Annotated in this window: 18 protein-coding genes and 1 other RNA gene; 4 read left to right on the plus strand and 15 right to left on the minus strand. The window is 54.1% G+C overall.

Translation table 11 applies throughout. From position 1 onward, the window contains the following. Positions 1 to 57 precede the first annotated feature (57 nt). The 6 genes from gcvH to AAHF05_RS18565 all read right to left on the minus strand — a co-directional run bounded on the left by gcvH (position 58) and on the right by AAHF05_RS18565 (position 6276). Positions 58 to 447: a glycine cleavage system protein GcvH gene (gene gcvH, locus AAHF05_RS18540; protein ID WP_129323745.1), complete on the minus strand. Its 390-nt coding sequence runs from the start codon at positions 445 to 447 to the stop codon at positions 58 to 60. Positions 448 to 470: 23 nt separating this feature from the next. Beyond that, positions 471 to 1565 (minus strand): glycine cleavage system aminomethyltransferase GcvT, encoded by a 1095-nt coding sequence (gene gcvT / locus AAHF05_RS18545; protein WP_129323746.1) that lies wholly within the window; start codon positions 1563 to 1565, stop codon positions 471 to 473. A 397-nt stretch (positions 1566 to 1962) separates the two neighbouring features. Next, positions 1963 to 3165 carry an FAD-dependent 2-octaprenylphenol hydroxylase gene (gene ubiI, locus AAHF05_RS18550; protein WP_028016960.1) on the minus strand — a complete coding sequence of 401 codons (1203 nt, stop codon included), beginning with the start codon at positions 3163 to 3165 and terminating at the stop codon, positions 1963 to 1965. Between the two features lie 12 nt (positions 3166 to 3177). Beyond that, complete coding sequence (gene ubiH / locus AAHF05_RS18555; RefSeq protein WP_129323747.1) at positions 3178 to 4356, minus strand: 2-octaprenyl-6-methoxyphenyl hydroxylase; 1179 nt, start codon at positions 4354 to 4356, stop codon at positions 3178 to 3180. After that, positions 4353 to 5666 (minus strand): Xaa-Pro aminopeptidase, encoded by a 1314-nt coding sequence (pepP, locus tag AAHF05_RS18560; protein WP_129323769.1) that lies wholly within the window; start codon positions 5664 to 5666, stop codon positions 4353 to 4355. The genes ubiH and pepP overlap by 4 nt, the downstream gene beginning before the upstream one ends. 31 nt (positions 5667 to 5697) lie before the next feature. After that, on the minus strand, positions 5698 to 6276 hold the full coding sequence (locus tag AAHF05_RS18565; RefSeq protein WP_028016963.1) for a YecA family protein: 579 nt from the start codon (positions 6274 to 6276) through the stop codon (positions 5698 to 5700). A gap of 168 nt (positions 6277 to 6444) precedes the next feature. On the opposite strand from AAHF05_RS18565, the gene zapA reads away from it, so the two are divergent. From zapA to AAHF05_RS18580, 3 genes are all read left to right on the plus strand, one after another. Continuing rightward, positions 6445 to 6774 carry a cell division protein ZapA gene (gene zapA / locus AAHF05_RS18570; protein ID WP_006811891.1) on the plus strand — a complete coding sequence of 110 codons (330 nt, stop codon included), beginning with the start codon at positions 6445 to 6447 and terminating at the stop codon, positions 6772 to 6774. 41 nt (positions 6775 to 6815) lie between these two features. After that, a non-coding RNA gene (ssrS, locus tag AAHF05_RS18575) (6S RNA) lies at positions 6816 to 6999 on the plus strand. Between the two features lie 24 nt (positions 7000 to 7023). Next, positions 7024 to 7620, plus strand: coding sequence for a 5-formyltetrahydrofolate cyclo-ligase (locus AAHF05_RS18580; protein ID WP_129323748.1), 597 nt, complete (start codon positions 7024 to 7026; stop codon positions 7618 to 7620). A gap of 41 nt (positions 7621 to 7661) precedes the next feature. Here the strand turns inward: AAHF05_RS18580 and serA are convergent, their stop codons facing one another. Further along, complete coding sequence (gene serA / locus AAHF05_RS18585) at positions 7662 to 8894, minus strand: phosphoglycerate dehydrogenase (RefSeq protein ID WP_028016965.1); 1233 nt, start codon at positions 8892 to 8894, stop codon at positions 7662 to 7664. Between the two features lie 267 nt (positions 8895 to 9161). After that, positions 9162 to 9821 carry a ribose-5-phosphate isomerase RpiA gene (gene rpiA / locus AAHF05_RS18590; RefSeq protein ID WP_003860091.1) on the minus strand — a complete coding sequence of 220 codons (660 nt, stop codon included), beginning with the start codon at positions 9819 to 9821 and terminating at the stop codon, positions 9162 to 9164. Between the two features lie 127 nt (positions 9822 to 9948). On the opposite strand from rpiA, the gene argP reads away from it, so the two are divergent. After that, on the plus strand, positions 9949 to 10842 hold the full coding sequence (gene argP / locus AAHF05_RS18595; protein WP_008499727.1) for a DNA-binding transcriptional regulator ArgP: 894 nt from the start codon (positions 9949 to 9951) through the stop codon (positions 10840 to 10842). 42 nt (positions 10843 to 10884) lie between these two features. Here argP and AAHF05_RS18600 read toward each other — a convergent pair whose 3' ends face one another. The 7 genes from AAHF05_RS18600 to tkt all read right to left on the minus strand — a co-directional run bounded on the left by AAHF05_RS18600 (position 10885) and on the right by tkt (position 19254). Then, the gene (locus AAHF05_RS18600; protein WP_028016967.1) at positions 10885 to 11616 is read right to left on the minus strand and encodes an oxidative stress defense protein; all 732 of its coding nucleotides are present in this window, start codon (positions 11614 to 11616) and stop codon (positions 10885 to 10887) included. Between the two features lie 93 nt (positions 11617 to 11709). Beyond that, on the minus strand, positions 11710 to 12345 hold the full coding sequence (gene argO / locus AAHF05_RS18605; protein ID WP_021242063.1) for an arginine exporter ArgO: 636 nt from the start codon (positions 12343 to 12345) through the stop codon (positions 11710 to 11712). 145 nt (positions 12346 to 12490) lie between these two features. After that, a complete protein-coding gene (locus tag AAHF05_RS18610) occupies positions 12491 to 13345 on the minus strand; it encodes a small-conductance mechanosensitive channel MscS (RefSeq protein ID WP_028016968.1) in 855 nt (284 codons plus the stop codon). A 187-nt stretch (positions 13346 to 13532) separates the two neighbouring features. Then, positions 13533 to 14612 carry a class II fructose-bisphosphate aldolase gene (fbaA, locus tag AAHF05_RS18615; RefSeq protein ID WP_028016969.1) on the minus strand — a complete coding sequence of 360 codons (1080 nt, stop codon included), beginning with the start codon at positions 14610 to 14612 and terminating at the stop codon, positions 13533 to 13535. Positions 14613 to 14704: 92 nt separating this feature from the next. Further along, the gene (gene pgk, locus AAHF05_RS18620; protein WP_128347284.1) at positions 14705 to 15868 is read right to left on the minus strand and encodes a phosphoglycerate kinase; all 1164 of its coding nucleotides are present in this window, start codon (positions 15866 to 15868) and stop codon (positions 14705 to 14707) included. Between the two features lie 49 nt (positions 15869 to 15917). Continuing rightward, a complete protein-coding gene (epd, locus tag AAHF05_RS18625; protein ID WP_049004947.1) occupies positions 15918 to 16937 on the minus strand; it encodes an erythrose-4-phosphate dehydrogenase in 1020 nt (339 codons plus the stop codon). A 325-nt stretch (positions 16938 to 17262) separates the two neighbouring features. Next, positions 17263 to 19254, minus strand: coding sequence for a transketolase (gene tkt, locus AAHF05_RS18630; protein WP_049004948.1), 1992 nt, complete (start codon positions 19252 to 19254; stop codon positions 17263 to 17265). Between the last annotated feature and the right edge of the window lie 115 nt (positions 19255 to 19369).

Genomic DNA, 19369 nt, shown 5'->3' on the forward strand with positions numbered 1-19369 from the left:
GGGGAAGATGAGCACCCTCACCCCTGCCCTCTCCCGAAGGGAGAGGGGGATTAACAATTACTCGTCTTCTAGCAGTGCTTCGTACGCGGTCGCATCCAGCAGTGCAGCAACTTCCGCTTCGTCGCTGGCTTTGATCTTGAAGATCCAGCCGCCTTCATAAGGCTCGCTGTTCACCAGCTCCGGGGAGTCGCTCAGCGCGTCGTTGACGGAAACGATTTCGCCGCTCACAGGGGCGTAGATGTCAGATGCCGCTTTTACGGACTCCGCCACAGCGCAGTCATCGCCTGCACCTACGGTCGTGCCCACTTCTGGCAGATCAACAAACACCATGTCGCCCAGCAGCTCTTGTGCGTGCTCGGTGATCCCTACGGTGTAAGTGCCGTCCGCCTCTTTGCGCAGCCATTCGTGTTCTTTGCTGTATTTCAGTTCTGCTGGCACATTGCTCATTGAATTTCTCCTGATAAAAATGATTAGGCGACCGGCTTACCGGCGCGAACAAAAATCGGTTTGGTCACGTTGACCGGCATTTCACGGTTGCGGATTTGTACTACCGCCGTTTCGCCAATGCCTGCAGGCACGCGTGCCAGTGCAATACTGTAGCCCAGCGTCGGGGAGAAGGTACCGCTGGTGATCACGCCTTCACGCGGATTGCCATCAGCATCGGTAAAACGCACCGGCAGTTCACCACGCAGTACGCCTTTCTCGGTCATCACCAGACCCACCAGTTGTTCAGTGCCCTTCTCACGCTGAATTTCCAGTGCTTCACGGCCAATAAATTCACGTTCAGCAGGTTCCCACGCGATGGTCCAGCCCATATTGGCCGCCAGCGGAGAGACTCCTTCATCCATCTCCTGACCGTAAAGGTTCATACCCGCTTCCAGACGCAACGTATCACGTGCGCCCAGACCCGCTGGCTTCACACCGGCTTCCACCAGCGCACGCCAGAAATCTGCGGCTTTCTCATTTGGCATCGCAATTTCGTAACCCGCTTCACCGGTGTAGCCGGTGGTAGCGATAAACAAATCACCTGCCTGCACGCCGAAGAACGGCTTCATGCCTTCAGTCGCTTTACGCTGCTCGTCGCTGAACAGAGATGCGGCTTTCGCCTGGGCGTTCGGGCCCTGTACGGCAATCAACGACAGATCGTCACGAACGGTGATGTCGATGGCGTAAGGTTCAGCGTGTTGGGTAATCCAGGTGAGGTCTTTTTCGCGGGTAGCGGAGTTAACAACGAGGCGGAAGAAATCTTCTGTGAAGTAATAGACGATGAGGTCGTCAATCACGCCGCCGGAGGCATTTAGCATGCCGGTATAGAGCGCTTTACCCGGCGTCTTGAGTTTGGCGACGTCGTTTGCCAGCAGATAACGTAAAAACTCCCGGGTGCGGCTACCGCGCAGATCGACAATCGTCATGTGGGACACGTCGAACATACCGGCATCGGTGCGCACCGCGTGGTGCTCATCAATCTGCGAGCCGTAGTGCAGCGGCATCATCCAGCCATGGAAGTCCACCATGCGGGCGCCGCATAACACGTGTTGTTCGTACAAAGGAGTCTGTTGAGCCATCTTGTCCTCGTTGAAAAATTCACCGTGAAACCCGGTATCAGCCTCGTTTTCAGGGGCCGACGCAAACGTTCTCTTTTACCTGAACTTACCACCGAAACCGGCGATTAACCATAAGGTAAAATGGGTCATCACATTAGCTTATGACCAAAAAACGCTGAAAAGCCTACAGAGTTATTCACTGGAAAAATGCGATTAACCCCGCACAAAATTAACAATGTTCTAACAGGATTTAGCACGTGGTGATATTTCCTGCGGAAAAATGGGCCAAATTTCCGTAACATAAAATCAGCCAGATTAGATTATCTAATGCGAAAAATGAGGTGAAATTAGAATATTTCAAACGAGGGAATTTCCCCGGCACAGAGGCCGGGAAAATAAAATGTGACGGGGTTCTAAATTAGCGTAGCCAGTCCGGTAGGTCGTTAAGACCCATCGCCTGACGAAGAAGCTGAGGTTTAACGCCGGGAAGCGTATCAGCGAGCTTGAGGCCGATGTCGCGTAGCAGTTTTTTCGCCGGATTGGCACCGGCAAACAACTCACGGAAACCCTGCATACCCGCCAGCATCATTGCCGCGCTGTGCTTGCGGCTACGCTCATAGCGACGCAGATACAGATGCTGACCAATGTCTTTCCCTTCACGATGCAGACGACGCAGTTCTTCAACCAGCTCTGCCGCATCCATAAAGCCAAGGTTAACGCCCTGCCCGGCCAGCGGATGAATTGTGTGTGCCGCATCCCCCACCAGCGCCAGACGGTGAGCCGCAAACTGACGCGCGTAGCGTCCGGTTAACGGAAACACCAGACGCTCGCTCTCAAGCGTGCATAACCCAAGACGGTTATCAAACGCCATACACAGTGCCTGGTTGAACGCATCTGGCGTGGCCTCCTGCATCAGCTGCGCTTTTTCTGGCACCAGGGACCAGACAATCGAGCACAGATGCGGATCGCTTAACGGCAGGAAGGCCAGAATGCCGTCATTGTGGAAGATCTGACGCGCGACACCGCCGTGCGGCTCTTCAGTGCGGATCGTCGCCACCAGAGCATGATGACGATAATCCCAGAACGTCAGCGGAATATCGGCTTTATTACGCAGCCAGGAGTTCGCACCATCAGCGCCAACGACCAGACGTGCAGTCAACATGTCGCCGCTTTGCAGGGTGATAAACGCCTCGTTTTCACCCCACGCGACCTGCTGGATTTGAGCAGGTGCCATCAGGGTAACATCGTTACATGACTGCGCTTTTTGCCACAGCGCATGATGGATAACGGCATTCTCGATGATGTGACCGAGATGGCTATATCCCATACTTTCGTCATCAAAAGCGATATGACCAAAGCTGTCTTTATCCCATACTTCCATGCCGTGATAGCAACTGACACGCTGCGCCACGATATCTGACCAGACACCAAGACGCGTCAGCAGCTTTTCGCTGGCCGCATTAATTGCCGAGACGCGGAGTTCCGGCGGCGCATCCTGTGCGACACGCTGGGGCTGCTTTTGCTCCAGCACGGCCACGCGCAGGCCGCTGCCCTGTAAACCACAGGCCAGCGCCAGTCCAACCATTCCGCCGCCAACGATGGCGACATCAACATTTTGCACGGTGATAACTCCTTAACGCGCGACCCAACCAAGGGTCCGCTGCGCCAGCACGTCACGTGCCGGAATGAATAATTCCATCGCCATCAGCCCGAGGTTACGGCCCGCAACCAGCGGCGCCCAGCGATTGGCAAAAAGATGAACCAGGCCATCAGTGACACCAATCGTCGCCTCTTTATCCGCCTGACGTCGCTTCTGGTAATGGCTTAACACTGAGTACGCACCGCAATCTTTTTGCTCACCCCACGCTTGCGAAAGGGTTTCAGCAAGGCTCATGACATCACGTAACCCGAGGTTAAAGCCCTGACCCGCAATCGGATGCAGCGTCTGCGCGGCATTACCCACTAGCACGACACGATGCGAGATGGACTGAGACGCCGTAGTCAACGAAAGCGGGTAGACCGCCCGCTGGCCGGCATGGGTGATACGCCCCAGCCGCCAGCCAAAGGCTTTTTGCAACTCAGTGCAAAAACGTTCGTCAGACCAGGACTGAATCTCTTCAGACTTACTCTGGGGATGGCACCACACCAGCGAGCAGCGTCCGTTCGACATCGGCAGCATCGCCAGCGGGCCATACTGTGTAAAACGTTCAAACGCCCTGCCGCTGTGCGCTCCGGCCGTGGAGACATTCGCGATGACCGCCACCTGCCCATAAGCCTGCTGACGCCACTCGATACCACACTGGGTACCGAGCGCGGATCGAGAACCATCTGCGGCAACCAGAAGCTGGCCTTCAAGAACAGTGCCATTTTCCAGCGTTACACTGACCGCCCCTTCAGTGCGCCTAAAACCGGCTACACGCGCCGGACAATGCAGCGTGACGCCTGGTGCATCCTGGAGCTGACGGAACAGACGTAATCCGACGTCGTGCAGCTCAACGACCTGCCCCAGGGCATCGATACGATAATCCTGCGCATCCAGCGTGACAAAACCCGCATGACCGCGATCGCTAACATGAACGGTGTTGATCGCCGTCGCACAGTCGGCAATTGCCTGCCAGATACCAATTCGCGACAGTTGCTGACATGTCCCCTGCGCCAGCGCAATGGCGCGGGCATCAAAACCGGGGTGGTCTGAAGCCTCTGGAGCAACGGCCTCCACCAGATGCACCGGGAGTTTCCCCTGTGTCATGTGCGAAATAGCGAGTGCCAGCGTGGCCCCCGTCATTCCGCCGCCAACAATAATCACGCTCATTTGTGTGCCGCTGCCATCAGCGCCTCGATATCGTCAGCATTTTTGACCACGCTGGCCGTCAGGTTCTCGTTGCCGCTTTCGGTAATGACGATATCGTCTTCAATGCGGATGCCAATCCCGCGGTACTCTTCAGGCACATCGGCATCAGGTGCGATATACAGCCCAGGCTCTACGGTTAATACCATGCCCGGCTCCAGCACGCGCGAACGCTCTGCGCCATACGCCCCCACATCATGCACATCCAGCCCTAACCAGTGGCTCAGGCCGTGCATAAAATACGGTCGATGTGCATTTTCAGCAATCAGAGTGTCTACATCCCCTTTCAGGATACCGAGCCTGACCAGACCGGTAATCATGATGCGCACCACTTCGCCGGTCACTTCCTGGATGGACGTACCCGGACGATACAGTCTGAGCGCCGCCTCAAGGGATTCCAGAACAATGTCGTAAATCGCGCGCTGCGCCGGTGAGAATTTACCGTTCACCGGGAAGGTACGGGTGATGTCCCCCGCGTAGCCCTGATATTCGCAACCGGCGTCAATCAGCACCAGATCGCCGTCGCGCAGCGCGCTTTCGTTTTCGGTGTAATGCAGAATGCAGCCGTTTTCTCCGCCGCCAACGATGGTGTTGTAAGAGGGATAACGCGCGCCGTGGCGGTTAAATTCGTGGTGAATTTCGCCTTCCAGCTGGTATTCGAACATTCCGGGACGGCATTTCTCCATCGCGCGGGTGTGCGCCAGCGCGCTGATTTCGCCCGCACGGCGCATCAAATTCAGCTCTTCTTCAGACTTGAACAGGCGCATCTCATGCACCACCGGACGCCAGTCTGTGAGCGTGGCGGGGGCGGACAGGTTCTGCCGCGAGCCTTTGCGCAGCTTATCCAGGGCGGTAAAGACAATTTCATCGGCATACGCGTATTCGCCCTGGGCGTGGTAAAGCACATCCAGACCATTCAACAACTGATAGAGCTGCTGATTGATTTCGCTAAACGCCAGCGCACGGTCAACGCCCAGCTTCGCCGGCGCGGCCTCCTGGCCTAAGCGGCGGCCAAACCAGATTTCGGCCGTCAGATCGCGTACGCGGTTGAAAATCACGCTGTGGTTGTGGGTGTCATTGCTTTTAATCAGCACCAGTACCGCTTCCGGCTCGTTAAAGCCGGTGAAGTACCAGAAATCGCTGCTCTGTCGATAGGGATATTCGCTGTCGGCGCTGCGCGTTACTTCGGGCGCGGCAAAAATCAGCGCAGCGCTTCCCGGCTGCATTTTGGCGAGCAGCGCCTGGCGGCGGCGCGAATACTCTTGATTCGAGATAACCATGACACCCTCCTGTGCGTTATTTTTCTTAATGTAAGGTTGGTTTGCGGACTTCCGGCGCGGTCGGCTGTGAGCGCGTAAAGTTGTCGTGGCACAGCAACGCCGCCACGCGCACATACTCGATGATCTCTTCGAGAGACATTTCCAGCTCTTCCTGGTCTTCGTCTTCATCGTAACCAAGCTGTGCAATGTTTCGCAGATCGTCGATCGCCTCACCGGCTTCGCCGGTCACTTTATCGAGTTTAGGCTGTGTCACACCCAGCCCCAGCAGATAGTGGTTTACCCAACCTGCCAGCGCATCAGCGCGATCAAACACGCTTACGTCATCGCCCTCAGGCAGATAAAGCTGAAAAAGGAAGCCATCGTCTTCCAGTGAATCACTGATGGCGGCGTGCATTTTACGCAGTGCCTCCGCCAGCTCGTGACCAAACGCCAGCCCTTCGTTCGTGAGGTCGTGGATCAGCGGCTGCCATGAGCTGTCGCTGTTTCCGCCGCACAGCATGCCACTGATCAAACCGTGCATTTCGGCAGGGGTTAAACCCACTCCCTGCTGGTTCAGTAACTGGTTTAAATCGTTGTAACCAGGCATTTCGTTCTGTATAGACATGAGCATTCGTCATCAAAGGGGGGAAGTTTCATGATATGCTACCACTTTGGACCCTGGTGATACCAGAAAAGGGCTTGTATCTTCACATCAGGGTAGCTATAGTGTCGCCCCTTCGCGGCCCCCGGGGCAGTAAGCGAAGGCAGCGCAGTCAATCAGCAGGAAGGTGGCATGTCTGCACAACCCGTCGATCTCCAGATTTTTGGCCGTTCACTGCGAGTGAATTGTCCACCTGAACAAAGGGATGCCCTGAATCAGGCTGCGGACGATTTGAATCAGCGGTTGCAAGATCTAAAAGAACGCACTAGAGTCACAAATACTGAGCAGCTGGTTTTCATCGCCGCGTTGAACATCAGCTATGAACTGACTCAGGAAAAAGCGAAGACCCGCGACTACGCGGCAAGTATGGAGCAGCGCATTAAAATGCTCCAGCAGACCATAGAACAGGCATTGCTTGATCAAGGTCGCAATCCCGAAAGACCGGGACCAAAGTTTGAATAACACTTCTCAGTTGACTATGGTAGAGTAACTGTGAAGACAAAATTTCTCTGAGATGTTCGCAAGCGGGCCAGTCCCCTGAGCCGATATTTCATACCACAAGAATGTGGCGCTCCATGGTTGGTGAGCATGCTCGGTCCGTCCGAGAAGCCTTAAAACTATGACGACACATTCACCTTGAACCAAGGGTTCAAGGGTTACAGCCTGCGGCGGCATCTCGGAGATTCCCTCTCTTTTCTTCTACCGACTACCATGACTCAATTCCCTGAAGTTTCTGCTTCACGCCAGGACATTCGTCAGTTAATTCGTCAACGCCGTCGTGCGTTAACCCCCGATCAGCAAGCGCATTTTGCCCAGCTGGCTGCCGCTCGCATGATGGCGTATCCACCTGTTGTGATGGCGCATACCGTCGCCTTGTTTCTCTCATTTGATGGCGAGCTGGATACCCAACCTCTCATTGAGCAACTCTGGCGAGCCGGGAAGAAGGTTTACCTGCCAGTGCTGCATCCGTTTAGCGAAGGTAATCTACTGTTTCTGCACTACCACCCGCACAGCGAGCTGGTCGTGAATCGTCTGAAAATCACTGAGCCAAAACTGGATGTTCGTGACGTGCTGCCGCTGTCACAGCTGGATGTGCTGATTACGCCTCTGGTGGCGTTTGATGAACAGGGCCAGCGTTTAGGGATGGGCGGCGGCTTTTACGACCGGACGCTGCAAAACTGGCAACAGTATGGGCTACAGCCGGTGGGTTACGCGCATGATTGTCAGGGCGTGGAGGCATTGCCGGTGGAAAAATGGGATGTGCCGCTGCCGGCGGTGGTGACGCCCAGTAAAACCTGGACCTGGTAGAATAAAGCCGGGTGGCGCAGCCGCCACCCGACACCACACAATCAGTACAGCAGACGCGCGCGAATCGTCCCCGGAAGCGCCTTCATGCTCTGCAGTGCTTTCTCGGCAACATCGTCATCCGCTTCAATATCAATCACCACATAACCCATCTGAGAATTCGTCTGCAGATACTGCGCGGCGATGTTGACGCTCTGCTCGGCAAAGATCTGGTTAATGGCGGTCAGCACACCCGGACGGTTTTCGTGAATGTGCAGCAAGCGACGACCACCGTGCAGCGGCAGAGACACTTCCGGGAAGTTCACCGCAGAGAGCGTAGAACCGTTGTCAGAATATTTGCTCAGTTTACCCGCCACTTCCAGACCGATGTTCTCCTGCGCTTCCTGGGTCGAGCCGCCAATGTGTGGCGTCAGGATCACGTTATCGAACTCGCACAGCGGAGAATTAAACGGATCGCTGTTGGTCGCAGGCTCCGTCGGGAAGACGTCGATGGCCGCACCCGCCAGATGCTTACGCTTCAGCGCATCCGCCAGTGCCGGGATATCGACAACCGTGCCGCGCGCGGCGTTGATCAGCAGTGAGCCCGGCTTCATCAGCGCCAGCTCTTCCGCGCCCATCATGTTTTTGGTGGAGGCATTTTCCGGCACGTGGAGGCTCACCACGTCGCTCATGTTCAGCAGATCAGACAGGTGCTGAACCTGCGTCGCGTTACCCAGAGGCAGCTTGCTTTCAATATCGTAAAAATAGACATGCATCCCGAGAGATTCAGCCAGAATCCCCAGTTGAGTACCAATGTGACCATAACCAATGATACCCAGTTTTTTACCACGGGCTTCATATGACCCCGCTGCCAGTTTATTCCAGACACCGCGGTGTGCTTTGGCGTTAGCTTCAGGGATACCGCGTAGCAGCAGCAACAACTCGCCAATCACTAACTCCGCCACGGAACGAGTGTTGGAGAACGGGGCGTTGAACACTGGAATACCGCGTTTGGCGGCTGCATTCAGATCGACCTGATTGGTGCCGATACAGAAACAGCCAATGGCAACCAGTTTTTCCGCCGCAGCAATTACATCTTCAGTCAGGTGGGTACGGGATCGCAGACCAATGAAGTGGGCATCACGGATGGCCGCTTTCAGCTCTTCGGTGTCCAGCGCGCCTTTGTGAAATTCGATGTTGGTGTAACCCGCTGCACGAAGGCTATCAAGCGCTTTCTGATGCACGCCTTCTACCAGCAGGAATTTAATCTTGTCTTTCTCCAGTGATACCTTTGCCATTTACCCGACCCTGTATTTTATCTGAACTGATGTTGTGCTGGATTTAAATCCGCTATAGCCAACATATCAAAAAAAACTATTGCAGCAATATGAACGTTTGCGTCGGCACTCTGAAGAAAAGTCATACAGGGTAAAATGACAGAGGAAAATGCTACAGAAATTTGTGAATGCGGCAGGATCGGCAAAAGAGGCGTAAAAACGTGACACAAGTCACCGAATTTAGCTTTTCAAAAATTTTTTAGCGGGGGGAGGACTCCCCCCGTCAGATCATTTTACGATGGTTTTCACACCGTCAGCGGTACCGATCAGCGCCACATCCGCGCCACGGTTGGCGAATAGCCCTACGGTCACTACGCCTGGAATGCCGTTGATGGCATTTTCCAGCGCGATAGCATCAAGGATTTCCAGACCGTGAACGTCGAGGATCACGTTACCGTTATCAGTGACTACGCCCTGACGATATTCCGGACGACCGCCCAGCTTCACCAGCTGACGGGCAACCGCGCTACGGGCCATCGGGATCACTTCCACCGGCAGCGGGAAATTACCCAGAATATCGACCTGCTTGGAGGCGTCCGCGATGCAGATGAACTTGTCCGCAACGGAGGCGATGATTTTTTCACGCGTCAGCGCCGCGCCGCCGCCTTTGATCATCTGCATGTGGCCGTTGATTTCATCCGCGCCATCAACGTAAATCCCCAGACGATCCACTTCGTTGAGATCGAAAACGGTAATGCCGAGGCTTTTCAGCTTTTCCGTGGAAGCATCGGAGCTGGAAACCGCGCCCTCGATTTGCCCCTTCATCGTGCCCAGCGCATCGATAAAGTGTGCCGCGGTTGATCCCGTACCGACACCGACAATGGTACCCGGCTGTACATACTGGAGAGCGGCCCATCCTACTGCTTTTTTCAGTTCATCCTGCGTCATGATCGTTTTGCCTGTGGTGTGAAAACTTAGGCCGCATTATAGAACACGTGAGGTGGAATTCGTCTGTCACAAAGGGAAAATTGTGTCATAGTGCAGAATAAGCCAAATTAAGGAGCCAGCCAGAGCAATGAAACGTCCGGACTACAGAACACTACAGGCACTTGATGCAGTTATTCGTGAACGAGGTTTTGAGCGCGCGGCGCAAAAGCTTTGCATCACGCAGTCCGCCGTATCACAGCGTATCAAACAGCTTGAAAATATGTTCGGCCAGCCGCTGCTGGTGCGTACCGTGCCGCCACGTCCAACCGAGCAAGGGCAAAAGCTCCTCGCCCTGCTGCGCCAGGTTGAACTGCTGGAAGATGAGTGGTTGGGTGACGAACAAACGGGCTCTACGCCACTGCTGCTCTCTCTGGCGGTCAACGCCGACAGTCTGGCAACCTGGCTGCTGCCGGCCCTGGCCCCGGTATTGGCAGATTCACCTATCCGTCTGAATTTACAGGTTGAAGATGAAACCCGTACCCAGGAGCGCCTGCGTCGTGGTGAAGTGGTTGGTGCGGTCAGTATTCAGCCTCAGGCGCTGCCGAGCTGTCTTGTCGATCAGTTAGGCGCACTGGACTACCTGTTTGTGGGTTCAAAAGCCTTTGCCGAGCGCTACTTCCCGAACGGCGTCACCCGCGCCGCGCTGCTGAAAGCTCCCGCCGTAGCGTTCGACCATCTGGACGATATGCATCAGGCGTTCCTGCAGCAAAACTTTGACCTGCCGCCGGGCAGCGTACCGTGTCATATCGTCAACTCGTCTGAAGCCTTCGTGCAGCTTGCGCGTCAGGGCACCACCTGCTGCATGATCCCGCATCTGCAGATTGAGAAAGAGTTGAAAAGCGGAGAGCTGATTGACCTAACGCCGGGGCTGTATCAGCGCCGGATGCTCTACTGGCACCGTTTTGCGCCGGAAAGCCGCATGATGCGCAACGTAACCGATGCGTTACTGGCGTACGGACATAAGGTGTTGAGACAGGATTAAAAAATAAGCCGGGTGGCGGCTTCGCCTTACCCGGCCTGCAGATTACTGAGCTGTTTTCTGCTGTGCTGCAACAGGCTCCAGCTGGAACACCACATCGACCTGATCGTCGAACTGGATCGTCGGCTGCTCGTAAGTTTCCTGAGCAGATACTGGCGCCGCATCGGCTTTCATCATCCGCACCATCGGGCTTGGCTGATAGTTAGAGACGTGGTAACGCACGCTGTAAACCGGGCCGAGCTTGCTGTTAAAGCCAGCGGCCAGCTGTTGCGCCTGATGCATCGCATCATCAATCGCCGCTTTACGCGCTTCGTCTTTGTATTTCTCCGGTTGCGCAACGCCCAGCGACACAGAGCGAATTTCGTTCAGCCCCGCCTTCAGCGCGCCATCCAATAATGCATTCAGCTTGTCCAGTTGACGCACCGTCACTTCGACAGTACGCACAGCACGGTAGCCTTTCAGAATGCTTTTGCCGTTCTGGTAGTCGTAATCGGGTTGAGTACGCAGGTTAGCGGAGTTGATATCTTTTTTACCTACACCGTTCTGCTCAAGAAAAGAGAGATATTGCGCAACACGATCGTCAGCCTGCTTCTTGGCAGATGCCGCATCTTTCGCAGCCACATTGACTTCAATCGCCAGGGTTGCAACATCCGGTACCGCATCCACACTTGCGGTGCCTGAAGTGACGATGTGCGGGCCATCTGGCAGTTCACTTGCCTGCACCGACACCGCACCTAAACTCACTAATGCCGCCAGGGCCATCACTTTAAACTTCACTGTCATTCCTCCATGTTGCGAAGAGTGCCCCAACAACAGGGCGCATGCCAGCAAGCTTAGCGGGTCTTGTTCAGTTGTCCATAAGACAATGGCTTAGTTGAACAATTCCTGGACATGGTGAATGCCCTCTTTTGCCAACTGGAAGGCGATAAACCACATCACGAGACCCACCAGCGTGTTGATGATCCGCTGCGCTTTAGCAGTGCGAAGACGAGGGGCCAGCCATGCCGCAAGTATGGCGAGACCGAAGAACCAGAGGAAAGAGGCGCTGACCGTGCCAAGCGCAAACCAGCGCTTCGGCTCAACATCCAACTGTCCGCCCAGGCTCCCTAGCACCACAAAAGTATCGAGATAAACGTGCGGGTTAAGCCAGGTAACCGCCAGCATGGTGACGATGATCTTCCAGCGCCCCTGCTTCATGACTTCAGCGCTTGCGAGTTCAAGGTTGCTGCTCATGGCCGTTTTCAGTGCGCCAAAACCGTACCACAGCAGGAACGCCACGCCGCCCCAGGTAACCAATGCAAGAAGCCACGGCGACTGCATCAGCAATGCACTACCGCCAAAAATCCCGGCGCAGATCAGCAGCAAATCGCTTACCGCGCACAGGAGAGCAATCATCAGATGATACTGGCGGCGAATGCCCTGGTTCATCACGAACGCATTTTGCGGGCCAAGCGGAAGGATCATGGCCGCACCTAAGGCAAGCCCTTGAAAGTAATAGGATAACATGACGAAACTCTCACAGTGTTGTTCTGGAAGCAGACTATACTGCGCGAATCACATTAGAGGAAATTGATAATATTAATTGGGGATTAGTCGTGCTTATAAAAATAATGCCCGGTGGCGCTAGCGCTTACCGGGTCTGGTGGTGAAGTTATTCTGCTTCTTTGACTTTTTTGACGTTTACGTCCATCTGCGGGTATGGGAAGCTGATGCCGTTAGCATCGAACTCACGTTTGATACGCTCCAGAACATCCCAGTAAACGTTTTGCAGATCGCTGCTTTTGCTCCAGATACGTACCACGAAGTTAATCGAAGAAGCACCCAGTTCGTTCAGGCGTACGGTCTGCTCTTTGTCTTTCAGAATGCGATCGTCTGAAGCAATGATATTGCTAATCAGCGACTTCACCTGATCGATATCGGAATCATATGCCACGCTGATGATCAGCTCATTTCGGCGCACAGGTTCGCGGGAAAAGTTGATGATGTTGCCTGCAATAATTTTCCCGTTTGGCACAACAACGATACGACCATCAACGGTACGCAGGGTGGTAGAGAAAATCTGTACCTGAAGTACCGTTCCGGCAATCCCACCAAGATCCACGTACTCACCAGAACGGAATGGGCGGAAGGTGACCAGCAGTACGCCGGCGGCCAGGTTCGAGAGCGAGCCCTGCAATGCAAGGCCAATAGCCAAACCTGCTGCACCAAGCACGGCGATTACCGATGCGGTCTGTACGCCGACGCGTCCCAGCGCTGCAATTAGCGTAAAAGCGATAATACCGTAACGCACCAGTGCAGAGAGGAAGTCTGCAACCGTGGCATCAATATTTCGGGCGCGCATCACGCGGTTGACGGTGTTTGATACGATACGTGCCACGATCATCCCGACGATGAGGATGGCAATAGCCGCTACGATGTTTACGGCGTAGCTCAGCAGCAACTCCTGGTTACGCACCAGCCAGGTACCGGCGTTATTGATGCTGTCTACGACATCGAGTTGTTCCATTTATTCTTCCTTTTGTTAAACCAAAACACAAAAATCCATCCCCCATGGAGACAGGCAGGTCAGTAAAGGGTAAACAAAAAGCACCGGTTTTGCCAAACAGATCACAAAAACCTGTATAGCAGGTTCTTGAAAAAGCATAAAAAAAGGCCCGCATTTGCGGGCCTTCAGATGCTGTTAGCAGCTCAAATTACAGAACGTCAACCGCGTTCAGTTCTTTGAAAGCCTGCTCCAGACGGGTCACCATGGAAGTCTGCGCTGCGCGCAGCCATACGCGTGGATCGTAGTATTTCTTGTTCGGCTGGTCTTCGCCTTTCGGGTTGCCCAGCTGGCCCTGCAGGTAAGCTTCGTTAGTTTTGTAGTACTGCAGAATACCGTCCCAGGTAGCCCACTGGGTATCGGTATCAATGTTCATTTTCACTACACCGTAGCTTACGGAATCTTTGATTTCCTGAGCAGAAGAACCGGAACCGCCGTGGAAGACGAAGTTCAGGCTGTTGTGCGGCAGGTTGTGTTTCTTAGACACATATTCCTGAGAATCACGCAGGATAGTTGGGGTCAGAACCACGTTACCTGGTTTGTAAACGCCGTGCACGTTACCGAAGGACGCTGCAATGGTGAAGCGTGGGCTGATTTTGCTCAGCTCGGTGTAAGCGTAATCAACGTCTTCTGGCTGGGTGTACAGTGCAGAAGCATCCATGTGGCTGTTGTCCACGCCGTCTTCTTCACCACCGGTGCAACCCAGTTCGATTTCCAGGGTCATGTCCATTTTGGCCATGCGCGCCAGGTATTTGGAGCAGATTTCGATGTTTTCGTGCAGTGACTCTTCAGACAGGTCGATCATATGAGAAGAGAACAGTGGCTTACCGGTAGCAGCGAAGTGTTTTTCACCCGCGTCCAGCAGACCGTCGATCCACGGCAGCAGTTTCTTCGCGCAGTGGTCAGTGTGCAGGATAACTGGAACACCGTAGTGTTCAGCCATCTGGTGTACGTGGTGCGCACCAGAGATAGCACCCAGGATTGCAGCACCCTGAGGAACGTCAGTTTTCACGCCTTTACCAGCGATGAACGCAGCACCGCCGTTAGAGAACTGAACGATAACCGGTGCTTTAACTTTTGCAGCGGCTTCCAGTACGGCGTTGATGGAGTCGGTACCGACGCAGTTAACTGCTGGCAGAGCGAAGTTGTTTTCTTTAGCTACCTGGAACACTTTCTGTACGTCATCACCAGTGATAACGCCAGGTTTTACGAAATCAAAAATTTTAGACATGTTGCTTAGTCCTGTATCTTCGGCCGTTAGAAAAGGTGCGAGCTCTTAAAAGCGCGCTGAAAATTGGGCAGGTTTCCCTGCCCTTGAATGGCTTACTTCTTAGCGCGCTCTTCGAGCATTGCTACTGCTGGCAGTACTTTGCCTTCCACGAATTCGAGGAATGCACCGCCACCAGTGGAGATGTAGGAGATCTTGTCAGCGATACCGAACAGGTCGATTGCCGCCAGGGTGTCACCACCACCTGCGATAGAGAACGCTTCGCTGTCTGCAATAGCGTTAGCAACGATTTCAGTCCCTTTGCGGAAGTTCGGGAATTCGAACACGCCAACAGGACCATTCCACAGGATAGTTTTTGCGTTTTTCAGGATTTCAGCCAGTTTCTGTGCAGAAACGTCGCCCAGGTCCAGAATTTGCTCTTCGTCTTTGATGTCGTTTACAGACTTCAGGGTCGCCGTTGCAGTTTCAGAGAACTCAGTAGCAACACGAACATCTGTTGGAACTGGAATATCACAGGTGCTCAGCAGGCGTTTAGCTTCGTCAACCAGGTCTGCTTCGTATAGGGATTTACCCACGTTGTGGCCTTGAGCGGCAACGAAGGTGTTCGCGATACCACCGCCAACGATCAGCTGGTCAGCAATTTTAGACAGTGAGTCCAGAACGGTCAGTTTGGTAGAAACTTTAGAACCACCAACAATAGCAACCATTGGACGAGCAGGTTCTTTCAGTGCTTTACCCAGCGCTTCCAGTTCGTCAGCCAGCAGAGGACCTGCACAGGCTACGTCTGCGAATTTACCGATACCGTGGGTAGAAGCCTGCGCACGGTGAGCAGTACCGAAGGCATCCATTACGAATACGTCGCACAGCGCAGCGTATTTTTTGGACAGTGCTTCGTCGTCTTTCTTCTCGCCTTTGTTGAAGCGAACGTTTTCCAGAACAACCAGCTCACCGGCAGCAACTTCAACGCCGTCCAGGTAATCTTTCACCAGGCGAACCGGGTTGGACAGTTTGTCTTTCAGGTAATTAACAACTGGCAGCAGAGAGAACTCTTCGTTGTACTCGCCTTCGGTTGGACGACCCAGGTGGGAGGTTACCATCACTTTAGCGCCCTGCTTCAGAGCCAGTTCGATGGTTGGCAAAGATGCACGGATACGCGCGTCGCTGGTCACTTTACCCTCTTTAACCGGTACGTTCAGATCAGCACGGATGAAAACGCGTTTACCAGCCAGATCCAGATCGGTCATCTTAATTACAGACATGGTGAATCCTCTCGTTGATTCTTAAAGTTTTGCAGACGCACGATGCGTCTTACCTGAAACCTTGAGCGGCCATTGCTAACGTAGTGTCGAGCATTCGGTTAGCAAAGCCCCATTCGTTATCACACCAGACCAGCGTCTTGATAAGGTGTGCGCCACTGACGCGCGTTTGAGTGCCATCAACGATGGCGCTGTGCGGGTCGTGGTTAAAATCTACTGAGACCAACGGCAATTCCGTATAGTCAACTATACCATGAAATGCACCCTGTGCCGCTTTTTGCAGCAACATGTTGACTTCACAGGCTTTTACCGGTTTTTTCACCGTCACACTAAGGTCAATTGCAGTGACGTTAATCGTCGGAACGCGCACGGCAATCGCTTCAAAACGGTCATTAAACTGCGGGAAAATACGTGTGATCCCTGCTGCCAGTTTTGTGTCCACCGGAATGATTGACTGGCTCGCCGCGCGAGTGCGTCGTAAGTCCGGATGGTAGGCGTCGATCACCTGCTGGTCATGCATGGCGGAGTGAATCGTGGTCACAGTACCGGATTCAATGCCATATGCATCGTCTAACAGTTTAATGACCGGAATAATGCAGTTAGTGGTACAGGAGGCGTTGGAGACAATGCGATGTTCAGCTTGCAGCTCATGCTGGTTGACGCCAAACACGACGGTCGCGTCGAGATCGTTGCTGCCGGGATGAGAGAACAGGACTTTTTTCGCACCTGCTGCCAGATGGGCTTCGCCATGTTCGCGGTTGCCATACACGCCGGTACAGTCAAGCACCACATCCACACCCAATTCACGCCAGGGTAGCCCGGTAATGCTGTTCTCATGCAGCACACGAATAGCGTCATCACCTACAAAAAGCTGATCTCTTTCCTGGCGCACATCCCAGGCAAAGCGTCCGTGGCTGGTGTCATATTTCAACAAATGCGCCATGCCCGTAGCATCCGCCAGTTCATTGATTGCCACCACGGTCATTTCCGCCCGACGTCCGGATTCATACAAAGCACGAACCACATTACGTCCGATGCGACCGAAGCCATTAATCGCTACGCGTACGGTCATAGATCTCCTGCAAAGCTATCCCTGGGTTTGAGGTGGCTGAAAGAGTAATCCAGCTACGCCCGAAGGGGAATCCTTGCTGTCACAAACTGCGATTGATTGGTCAATTGTCGAACATTTAATCGACTGAAACGCTTCAGCAAGAATAAGCGAATCGGGGAATAAAAGGAATGTCTGTCCAGATGAATAAGCGAGCTATATGACTTGCGTCACATTTTAGGTGGAATAATGACAACAAAAAAGCCGGGTGGCGCGCTAACGCTAACCCGGCCTACTTTCGAGCCATTTGTAGGCCCGGTTAGCGTAGCGCCACCGGGCAAAACGGCGATTACAGCAGTTCTTTCGCTTTCGCTACAACGTTCTCAACGGTGAAACCGAACTCTTCGAACAGCAGCTCTGCCGGTGCGGACTCACCGAAGGTGGTCATACCGACGATTGCGCCATTCAGGCCCACATATTTGAACCAGTAGTCAGCAATACCCGCTTCCACCGCCACACGAGCAGTAACCGCTTTAGGCAGTACGGACTCGCGGTATGCAGCATCCTGCTTGTCGAACGCATCGGTAGACGGCATGGAGACCACACGCGCTTTAACGCCTTCGGCAGACAGTTTGTCCCATGCCGCAACAGCCAGCTCAACTTCAGAACCGGTAGCGATGAAGATCAGTTCAGGCTGACCTGCACAATCTTTCAGCACATAACCACCGCGAGCAATGTTCGCCAGCTGCTCTGGGGTACGATCCTGCTGTGCCAGGTTCTGGCGGGAGAGGATCAGTGCGGTTGGGCCATCCTGACGCTCAACACCGTATTTCCACGCCACTGCGGATTCAACCTGGTCACATGGACGCCATGTGCTCATGTTCGGAGTCACACGCAGAGAAGCCACCTGCTCTACCGGCTGGTGAGTTGGACCATCTTCGCCCAGACCGATGGAGTCGTGGGTGTAGACCATCACCTGACGCTGTTTCATCAGCGCAGCCATACGTACGGCGTTACGTGCGTACTCTACGAACATCAGGAAGGTGGAGGTATACGGCAGGAAACCACCGTGCAGGGAGATACCGTTAGCAATTGCCGTCATACCGAATTCACGTACACCATAATGGATGTAGTTACCGGCAGTATCTTCATTGATCGCTTTAGAACCGGACCACAGGGTCAGGTTAGAAGGCGCCAGGTCAGCAGAACCGCCCAGGAATTCAGGCAACAGTGGGCCAAATGCTTCAATCGCATTTTGAGACGCTTTACGGCTGGCAATTTTAGATGGGTTCGCCTGCAGCTTAGCGATGAACTCGTTCGCTTTCGCATCGAAGTCAGACGGCATATCGCCTTTCATGCGACGGGTGAACTCAGCAGCTTCCTGTGGGAAGGCTTTAGCATACGCAGCGAACTTCTCGTTCCATGCGGCTTCTTTCGCCTGACCTGCTTCTTTGGCATCCCACTGAGCATAAATGTCAGATGGGATTTCGAATGCCGGGTGTTTCCAGCCCAGCGCTTCGCGCGTCAGTGCAATTTCCGCGTCGCCCAGTGGCGCACCGTGGGAATCGTGGGTACCGGCTTTGTTCGGTGAACCGAAGCCGATAATGGTTTTGCACATCAGCAGGGATGGTTTGTCAGTGACAGCGCGCGCTTCTTCTACTGCACGTTTAATCGAGTCAGCATCGTGGCCATCAACACCACGCACAACGTGCCAGCCATAGGCTTCAAAACGTTTAGCGGTGTCATCGGTGAACCAGCCCTCAACGTGACCGTCAATGGAGATACCATTGTCGTCGTAGAACGCAACCAGTTTGCCCAGTTTCAGGGTCCCCGCCAGGGAGCACACTTCGTGAGAAATGCCTTCCATCATGCAGCCATCACCCATGAACGCATAGGTGAAGTGGTCTACGATGTCGTGGCCAGGACGGTTGAACTGCGCCGCCAGGGTCTTCTCAGCAATCGCCATACCCACAGCGTTCGCAATACCCTGGCCCAGTGGACCGGTCGTGGTTTCAACACCAGCGGTGTAACCCACTTCCGGGTGACCTGGAGTTTTGGAGTGCAGCTGACGGAAGTTTTTCAGCTCTTCAATTGGCAGATCGTAGCCAGTGAGGTGCAACAGGCTATAGATCAGCATAGAGCCGTGGCCGTTGGACAGCACGAAACGGTCGCGGTCAGCCCATGCCGGGTTCTGCGGGTTGTGGTTCAGGAAATCACGCCACAGGACTTCGGCGATATCAGCCATACCCATAGGGGCCCCTGGGTGGCCGGATTTGGCTTTCTGTACTGCGTCCATGCTCAGCGCACGAATAGCATTAGCAAGCTCTTTACGTGAGGACATTTTAACTCCAGATCGGACTGTTAAAGGCCATGCCCTTGACGACAGCGCGTTTTGGGCTACGCCGGAAAAAAGTGCCAACAATGTAACCCAAGCGGCATGCCATGTACATGGAGCA

It is taken from the genome of Enterobacter adelaidei (assembly GCF_041937165.1).
GTDB lineage: Bacteria > Pseudomonadota > Gammaproteobacteria > Enterobacterales > Enterobacteriaceae > Enterobacter > Enterobacter adelaidei.

Bases quoted from the DNA above. Each gene is read 5' to 3' on its own strand.
- gcvH (WP_129323745.1), bottom strand. From the start codon at position 447: ATGAGCAATGTGCCAGCAGAACTGAAATACAGCAAAGAACACGAATGG.
- gcvT (WP_129323746.1), bottom strand. From the start codon at position 1,565: ATGGCTCAACAGACTCCTTTGTACGAACAACACGTGTTATGCGGCGCC.
- ubiH (WP_129323747.1), bottom strand. From the start codon at position 4,356: ATGAGCGTGATTATTGTTGGCGGCGGAATGACGGGGGCCACGCTGGCA.
- AAHF05_RS18565 (WP_028016963.1), bottom strand. From the start codon at position 6,276: ATGTCTATACAGAACGAAATGCCTGGTTACAACGATTTAAACCAGTTA.
- zapA (WP_006811891.1), top strand. From the start codon at position 6,445: ATGTCTGCACAACCCGTCGATCTCCAGATTTTTGGCCGTTCACTGCGA.
- AAHF05_RS18580 (WP_129323748.1), top strand. From the start codon at position 7,024: ATGACTCAATTCCCTGAAGTTTCTGCTTCACGCCAGGACATTCGTCAG.
- serA (WP_028016965.1), bottom strand. From the start codon at position 8,894: ATGGCAAAGGTATCACTGGAGAAAGACAAGATTAAATTCCTGCTGGTA.
- rpiA (WP_003860091.1), bottom strand. From the start codon at position 9,821: ATGACGCAGGATGAACTGAAAAAAGCAGTAGGATGGGCCGCTCTCCAG.
- argP (WP_008499727.1), top strand. From the start codon at position 9,949: ATGAAACGTCCGGACTACAGAACACTACAGGCACTTGATGCAGTTATT.
- argO (WP_021242063.1), bottom strand. From the start codon at position 12,345: ATGTTATCCTATTACTTTCAAGGGCTTGCCTTAGGTGCGGCCATGATC.
- AAHF05_RS18610 (WP_028016968.1), bottom strand. From the start codon at position 13,345: ATGGAACAACTCGATGTCGTAGACAGCATCAATAACGCCGGTACCTGG.
- fbaA (WP_028016969.1), bottom strand. From the start codon at position 14,612: ATGTCTAAAATTTTTGATTTCGTAAAACCTGGCGTTATCACTGGTGAT.
- pgk (WP_128347284.1), bottom strand. From the start codon at position 15,868: ATGTCTGTAATTAAGATGACCGATCTGGATCTGGCTGGTAAACGCGTT.
- epd (WP_049004947.1), bottom strand. From the start codon at position 16,937: ATGACCGTACGCGTAGCGATTAATGGCTTCGGTCGCATCGGACGTAAT.
- tkt (WP_049004948.1), bottom strand. From the start codon at position 19,254: ATGTCCTCACGTAAAGAGCTTGCTAATGCTATTCGTGCGCTGAGCATG.